9 protein-coding genes and 3 pseudogenes are annotated in these 6692 nt (G+C 30.4%); all 12 read right to left on the bottom strand.

Annotated features, from left to right (window positions below; all coding sequences use genetic code 11):
* Positions 1-269: 269 nt before the first annotated feature.
* Entirely contained in the window at positions 270-431 is a 162-nt protein-coding gene (locus ACNQF6_RS15635; protein ID WP_417966944.1) for a hypothetical protein, read from the bottom strand.
* 68 nt (positions 432-499) lie between these two features.
* Complete coding sequence (locus tag ACNQF6_RS15630; protein ID WP_417966943.1) at positions 500-685, bottom strand: hypothetical protein; 186 nt, start codon at positions 683-685, stop codon at positions 500-502.
* A gap of 27 nt (positions 686-712) precedes the next feature.
* A complete protein-coding gene (locus ACNQF6_RS15625; protein WP_417966941.1) occupies positions 713-1000 on the bottom strand; it encodes a transposase in 288 nt (95 codons plus the stop codon).
* Between the two features lie 184 nt (positions 1001-1184).
* Positions 1185-1508 carry an ISAon1 family transposase N-terminal region protein gene (locus ACNQF6_RS15620; protein ID WP_417966940.1) on the bottom strand — a complete coding sequence of 108 codons (324 nt, stop codon included), beginning with the start codon at positions 1506-1508 and terminating at the stop codon, positions 1185-1187.
* A 2-nt stretch (positions 1509-1510) separates the two neighbouring features.
* Positions 1511-1921 carry an ISL3 family transposase gene (locus ACNQF6_RS15615; protein WP_417966938.1) on the bottom strand — a complete coding sequence of 137 codons (411 nt, stop codon included), beginning with the start codon at positions 1919-1921 and terminating at the stop codon, positions 1511-1513.
* Positions 1906-2139, bottom strand: a complete 234-nt coding sequence (locus ACNQF6_RS15610) for a hypothetical protein (protein ID WP_417966937.1) — start codon at positions 2137-2139, stop codon at positions 1906-1908. Before ACNQF6_RS15610 ends, ACNQF6_RS15615 begins: the two co-directional genes overlap by 16 nt.
* A gap of 365 nt (positions 2140-2504) precedes the next feature.
* Positions 2505-2741 carry an ISAon1 family transposase N-terminal region protein gene (locus ACNQF6_RS15745; protein WP_470303397.1) on the bottom strand — a complete coding sequence of 79 codons (237 nt, stop codon included), beginning with the start codon at positions 2739-2741 and terminating at the stop codon, positions 2505-2507.
* Between the two features lie 444 nt (positions 2742-3185).
* Positions 3186-3470 (bottom strand): ISAon1 family transposase N-terminal region protein, encoded by a 285-nt coding sequence (locus ACNQF6_RS15740; RefSeq protein ID WP_470303395.1) that lies wholly within the window; start codon positions 3468-3470, stop codon positions 3186-3188.
* 111 nt (positions 3471-3581) lie between these two features.
* Positions 3582-4120: pseudogene (locus ACNQF6_RS15600) on the bottom strand (transposase family protein); the annotation flags it as partial.
* Positions 4121-4410: 290 nt separating this feature from the next.
* Positions 4411-4603, bottom strand: a pseudogene (locus tag ACNQF6_RS15595) (transposase); the annotation flags it as partial.
* Between the two features lie 94 nt (positions 4604-4697).
* A complete protein-coding gene (locus ACNQF6_RS15590) occupies positions 4698-4970 on the bottom strand; it encodes a transposase (RefSeq protein ID WP_470303396.1) in 273 nt (90 codons plus the stop codon).
* 204 nt (positions 4971-5174) lie between these two features.
* A pseudogene (locus ACNQF6_RS15585) lies at positions 5175-5411 on the bottom strand (DUF4372 domain-containing protein).
* Positions 5412-6692 lie beyond the last annotated feature (1281 nt).

Below are 6692 nucleotides of genomic sequence, written 5' to 3'. Positions count from 1 at the left end.
ATCAGAAATCGTTTTTGATTGTTTAAAATCCTAATCATGTATGTGATGAGGATTTTTTGTGTTTGATAAGGTTGAGTTTTTATAAACTATTTAAATAGGTATGAAGATTTAAATGAGTTGCATATTGTAATTAGTTTTTTACTCATACAGTATTGAATTTAATCGTGTTACTGAATCAGTTGCAAAAGGAGGGGATTATCCAAAAAGGTTAGATAATCTGAATAAGAAAAAATCAATTTTTCGTACCCCTCTAAATTGCGATCTAAAAGCTACAATTTTAGCATTAAAAAATTCCGCTGAAGCATTTGTACTTCTATGTCAAAGTAATTCAATATTGATTGGTAATTAACCGTTATCGTATTGAGCACTAAATCGAAATTCTTAAACTCAGATTCCTCTACACTTCTATACCAGTGCGCTAATTTTAGCATAGCTATGTTTTTGTCATTATATGAATTATAGATACTTCGTAATTGCTGTGATAATTTTTACGTACTTTTTATATCAGGATATGGCTGAAATAGAAGATGCGCTCTTCTTGGTTATTGGTCCACTTTTCTCTGGATTTATAAAGTAAATAACGACTTCTAGCTAATAATTGTTTTACAGTATCGCCATTAATCAAAAGTCGAGTAGTATGTGTTTTGTTTTTAGATTTGGCTTGTATTATCGATTGATTCTCCATATCCATAGCTTCCCATGGGTGTTTTATTCAACTTTCTTGCAAAGCTTCTAAGGCTAGTTTTTGTACATGGAAACGATCGATTACTTGTACTGCTTTTGGGAAACATTTTCGTGCTATCAACTTCATAGAATTGGCCATATCTAGTGTGATTTCTATAACGGCTTGTCTTTTTTTAGATTCAATTTTGCTGACTTGTTCAATGATGTTTTCGGTCTTAGTTCCAGCAATTATGGCAACTAACGACCTTTTGCTTGCCTTTGACTTTTTTATTGATAACAATAGTGTAAAGCTCTCCTTGAGATAAAGCCACTTCATCAATAGCTAAATGAGTCCCCATGTTTTTGGGGTAAATAATCCATTGGTGCGCATGTTCTCTAGGTTCCCAAGTACTAAAAGAACTGAGGTGTTTTTTGTATTGTCTTTGGAGTTTTTTACCATTAACGCCAAAGAAAACTACAATTGTATGACAATCGATAGCTGTGTTATCGATTAATTTCTTTTATAAAAGACGCAAATTGGTACCTTTTGCGACTAACTTCCAGTCTCTTTTGATGATTTCTCCAGTGGTTATATTAGTCCAACTACGACGTTTAATGTGTAAATAGACAGACTTACCTCTAAGAGGAAAATCTTGAATAGTAATTTCATCTAAAAAACCTTTAGATACTAATTCTAAGGCGTCAAACTCTTTTGGAGGCTTGGCTTTCTCTTCAAAATATAGTTGTACTATTTCTTCAGTATTAGTAGAAGAAACGATTTCAAAGTAATCTAATAAAAAATCAGGAAGTATAAATTTTAAAGGTCTATTGGGGTCACCTCTCATTCTTAAGATTGCAAATCTCTCAATTTATTTTGACATCCCCCCCCCAGGTTTTGAGATTGATCCAAGAATTCTATATTTCTCACTCCTCTGAATTGAGGCCTAAAAGCTTTTTTTTTAGCATTGAAGGATTCCGCCGAAGCATTCGTACTTCTGTTATCAAAATAATTCAATATGGTTTGATAATGGTTAATTATTGTTCGAGATATTGTGTTGAATGACTTAAAAGCTGATTGATTTACTTTTTCATGCCACTTGGCTAGTTTTGCAAATGCAAGAATCTTGTCAGTTATGATTTCAAAAATAGTACCCATTTCTTGCCTTAAATGGTATGCTTTTTTAATATCGGGATACAATTCAAATAATAAGTTGGCGTATTCTAGTTGGGTTTTCGACCATTTTAATTGTTTTTGCATAAGAAATAACGACTTCTGGCCAATAATTGTTTAAGAGTATCTCCGTTTATAAGGACTTTAGAGTCGAATCTTTTATTGTTTTTCTTGGCTATTTCTATAACTTCATTTTCTTGGTCTATGGCTTGTAATCGGTATTTGATTCTGATTTCTTGCAAAGTTTCTGTAGCAAGTTTTTGAACATTGAAGCAGTAGGTGACACGAATGGCTTTGGGAAACATTTCTTGGCGATCAATACCATGTTTGCTGCAATATCGAGTGTGATTTAGGTTACTTGATTGCGAGCTTTTAGAGGTATATTTTCTATTATTGAATTACAGTCTCCACTTTAGTGCCTGCAATTATTGCTACAACGGCTCCTTTTTTGCCTTTGGTAGTCTTGTTGGTCAAAATAGCATTGAGTTAACCATTGGATAATGAAGTATCATCTATTGAGAATTCTTTACCTATGTTTTTTGGAAAAATAAGCCACTCTTTAGCATGCGATTTTTGATCCCAGATTTTAAAATTGCTCGAGAAATCCTTATATTGGTATTGTAAATTTTTACCATTAACTCCTTAGAAAGAAGCAATAGCATTATAGTCATTAGGCTTTGGATCTATTGATTTCTTTTGAAAAAGACGCAAACTCCTGTGTTACCCGAGTTCCGTCTTCCACTAAATTCCAATCTCTAAAAACCACTTTTCCAGTTTCTTTATTGAGCCATCTTCTGCGAGTGATATACAGATATGCTTTATGTCCACGAATTGGAAAATACTGAACACTTATCTGGTCAAAGAATCTTTTGGAACTTAATTTTTTTACTCTGTATTCCTTTGGAATGGAATTGATCTCCTTTAAATAAGACGTGGTATTTTTTCTCCTTTTTGATAAGAAGTCAGTTCGAAGTATTCAACTATAATTTCTGGTAATAATAACTTGAGAAGCTCTCTAAAAGAATCTTGTATTTTATATGTTTTTGAAATGCAAAAATCGACTTTTTAATATTTTCCCACAACTTTTAGGATTGATACCTTCTTTCCTTTAGCTTTCTTGTTAGTAACAATAGTGAAAAGTTCTCCTTGAGACAGGGCTTTTTCATCGATAGACAAATTTGCGCCAATGTTTTCGGGGTAAATAATTCATTAATGCGCATGTTCTTTAGGTTCCCAAGAGTTAAAGAAGCTTAGGTGTTTTTTTATAGCGTCTTTGTAGTTTTTTACCGTTAACACCAAAGAAACCGCCAATTATTTGACAAGTAACAAGAGTGTTATCGATTAATTTCTTTTAAAAATCCGCAAACTCTTTTGTCATGCGGGTTCCTATAGCTACTAAATTCCAATCTCTTTTTATGATTTCTCCGATGGTTTTATTGGTCCAACAACGTGTTTTGATATGAGAGTATATAAACTTACCTCTTAAGGGAAAATCTTGGATCGTAATCTGATTCATAAAGCCTTTTGATACCAGCTCAATGCAAGTAAATTCTTTTGGTATACATTTTTTTTCTTCAAAATACAGGTGCAGTTTTTCTTCGGAATTTTTTAAAAGAAGAAAGATTAAAGTGCTCAATCAAAAACTCTAGTATTATTAGTTTCAATAATACTATATACGATTCCAATTCTTGTTTTTTAAATAAATATCTGAATTTTTAATTATTTCTCCCCAAGTTTTGTTTCTGATCCTTTTATTTTCTTTAAAATAATGAACATAGTGAACTACTGCTTTTGTAATATCCAATGAATGGAAAATTCCAATTATAGAACAAAATCCGTGCAGTTTATATCCGTAAAACCAATTGTTCTGAGAAGAACAAAAACCTTTTGCAGGAGCAGTTTCAAATTCATTTTACAGATTTTAATTCTTCTTTGACGTGACAGTTTATAAATCTCCAAAGACATACCATCCACAATGAAATAATCTTCAAAATCTAAAAACCGAGATGCTAATTTTGTACTTACTTCTTCTATAAATAAATATAATTTTCGTCTTCTTTTATTGAATTGACTTCGCTCAATTAAATTAGGTATTTGTTGCATATTTATTTCTTTAAATAATGAATTTTCACTGTCAATAGACATAAATTCAACCGTTAGATCTAGTGCAACCATTTCTAAATCATACACTTTTTGTTTTCTGTCAATATCTGATTGATACTTTAATTTACAATTCAAAGAGCTTATGTCTTTTAAAACTCTATAATAATTCTCACTATTTTTAATATAGATATAGGTTGATTTTCGACATCAAGACTCTAAATTTCAGTACTTTGATAAGTATCTAATCAATTTATTTTACTGTAAATTATTACACTCAACGGGTCATTATTATTAGATTAAGTCACTAGTGTCCACTTAAAATAAGTTTAAAACCAGCTGGTTAGAATCAAGTTCATTGACATTATTGTAATCTGATTTCATAAGTAATTCATTTACAAGATTTTTATCAAGTGATGATGCTGATAAAATTTGTAAAATTTCGTAGATTGAACGATTGATTTTTAAATGTTTTGCAATGATTGACACCAAGCAATAAGTTATTATTGCAATGTTGATTTGTATGCGTACAGCATTTTTTGTCGTTCCCCAAAAGGTCTTAATTTTTAAATGTTGTTTAATCCATTTGAAGAATAATTCAATCTGCCAACGCTGCTTGTATAGCGATGCAATTTGTTGAGCTGATAAATCAAAATTATTCGTCAAAAATTAGCATTTTTTTGTTTTCAGTATCAAAAAACTTCACTTTTCTAATCTTTTCGGGATAATCTTTTGAAGTAATAAAGCCGTCTATTTTTCCTGTTTAGTCATAAATAACTCCAGTAGATTTATTCGTTTTATTGGAATACATTCTTTTGAATTTTAAATTTGATTTTACCCTGACTACAAAATAAGCAGTTGATTTTGTGATTTCATAAAGCCTTAAATAATCAACATATGCACGGTCAAAAATATAATAAGCAAAAGGTTCATAATTGATTATGTCCATAGCATTAACATCGTGAACATTTGCCTCTGTAATGTGAATAAATACTGGGATTTGTGTGTTAATATCAAAAAGTGTGTGGAGCTTTATTCACGCTTTTGTTTTTCTAAAATGAGCCCGCCAAAATACACTCAAACACAAGTCAATAGTAGAAGAATCAAAAGCATTAATATTCCCTTTTATTTCAAAACTATCGTTGCAGTTTTTCTTGGGCAATCAATATTAAATGGTTGGCAAAGTCTTCAAATATTTTATAATTACGATTTTCATTTGCCTCAGACAAGTTGCTTCGAGTTACACTTTTTCCAAACCCAAATGATACGATTTTAATAGATGTGCTTCGATAACAGTTATCAAATCTCGCAAGCTTTCACGAGAGGATAATTGACCAAAAAGCATGTATAAAAGTTGATTTCAACAAGTAAAATGTTTAACACTTTTATTACCATTATATTTTGTTACAAGTCTATCAAAAACACGTTGCAGTAGAAATTCAACCAATTGAGAAAAGACATATTTGCCGTGATTCATTTTCGTAAAGTAATTTACGAACATAAGAATTCAATTCAAATCGTCACGATCTAAAATGAGACTTAAAATACAGATTTACAATAATTTAAAATAACTTTTTTTAATCTTTAGTGGACACTAGTGAGATTAAGTATTAAAGTTGGTGATTAGGCAATGTGAATGATGCAATACTTTGTATTCCATTATGCTGTAAAATATAATTGAATTTAGAAAATTATATAAAATAGTAGGAATTTTTTTTTTTTTGTAAAAAACAATATATAGTTGTGTCTTTCTTTGGTTGAATTTATTCTCTAGCAAATAAAAGAGGAATCTAAATGAAGGGCCACAACTCAATCATGACAAGTAATACCGGTATGTATTTTATAGCAAACAATTGAAAGCTTGTTTTTGAATTGTAAAATCAGACTCAAATTTTTCTTAGATGAACCAAAGAATAACTGATTTTTTAGTGGTTTAAGAAGTTCTTCCGTGAACTTTAACCTAATGGATGTTATGTAAAATTGGTCAATCGATCCAATGTTTTTATTGTCAAAAAGAATAATTTTAGGATGTATTCCATCCGAGCATTGAACTTATGAGACAATAAAGCGTAGTTTAGTTATTTATTGGATTCAGTTACCTAAAATTTTTACTATTATTTGCACTTAAGAATCAGTTACAGGTTATTTTCTAGTATTTAATTACAAATAAATTTGTTTTAAATGATTTTTGCGGAGATTCCAAATAAGGATTTTATCTTTTATAAAGGGTTTAAGCGGAGATATCGGTGATAAAACGGAATTCGTATTTTGTAAGTGGCTACCTTGAAAGGCAGAAGATGTTTGGGCGTAATGGGTATACTCTAACACTTCTAGAGAGAAAAGTCAATTCATAGAAAAAACTTTTACTTTCAAAATTCACGTTTTCAGCTATTTAAAGTTTAAGTTAAGAAAAGGACAAAAAAAGAGTTTAAAAAAGCTTGAATAACGTTATAAAGGGTGTATTTTTGCACCCGCAATGGCGCAGATGTTCTTTTAAATACTGACAAGTAAAGTTAATCAAAGTAGAAAATTTATTTTCAAAAAAAGATTAAAAAAGCTTGTGAGATTAGAAAACGGATGTTACATTTGCACCCCGCAAAACGGTCAAAGTTCCTTGATAGATTGATGAGAAAAGAGAAGAAAACGGAGATAAAAATTTCCAAAAAAAATTCAAAATTTTCTTGCCAGTTAAAAAGAAAGTTGTACTTTTGCACCCGCTTCGAGAAACACTATAACAAGTGATAAAGGAGTTGAAAAA

The organism is Flavobacterium pasteuri, assembly GCF_048286615.1.
Classification (GTDB): domain Bacteria; phylum Bacteroidota; class Bacteroidia; order Flavobacteriales; family Flavobacteriaceae; genus Flavobacterium.
This window is presented reverse-complemented; position numbering and strand designations above follow the sequence as displayed.

Coding starts and splice junctions, on each gene's coding strand:
- ACNQF6_RS15625 (WP_417966941.1), bottom strand. CDS start 1,000: ATGAAGTGGCTTTATCTCAAGGAGAGCTTTACACTATTGTTATCAATA.
- ACNQF6_RS15620 (WP_417966940.1), bottom strand. CDS start 1,508: ATGAGAGGTGACCCCAATAGACCTTTAAAATTTATACTTCCTGATTTT.
- ACNQF6_RS15635 (WP_417966944.1), bottom strand. CDS start 431: ATGCTAAAATTAGCGCACTGGTATAGAAGTGTAGAGGAATCTGAGTTT.
- ACNQF6_RS15610 (WP_417966937.1), bottom strand. CDS start 2,139: ATGTTTCCCAAAGCCATTCGTGTCACCTACTGCTTCAATGTTCAAAAA.
- ACNQF6_RS15630 (WP_417966943.1), bottom strand. CDS start 685: ATGGAGAATCAATCGATAATACAAGCCAAATCTAAAAACAAAACACAT.
- ACNQF6_RS15615 (WP_417966938.1), bottom strand. CDS start 1,921: ATGCAAAAACAATTAAAATGGTCGAAAACCCAACTAGAATACGCCAAC.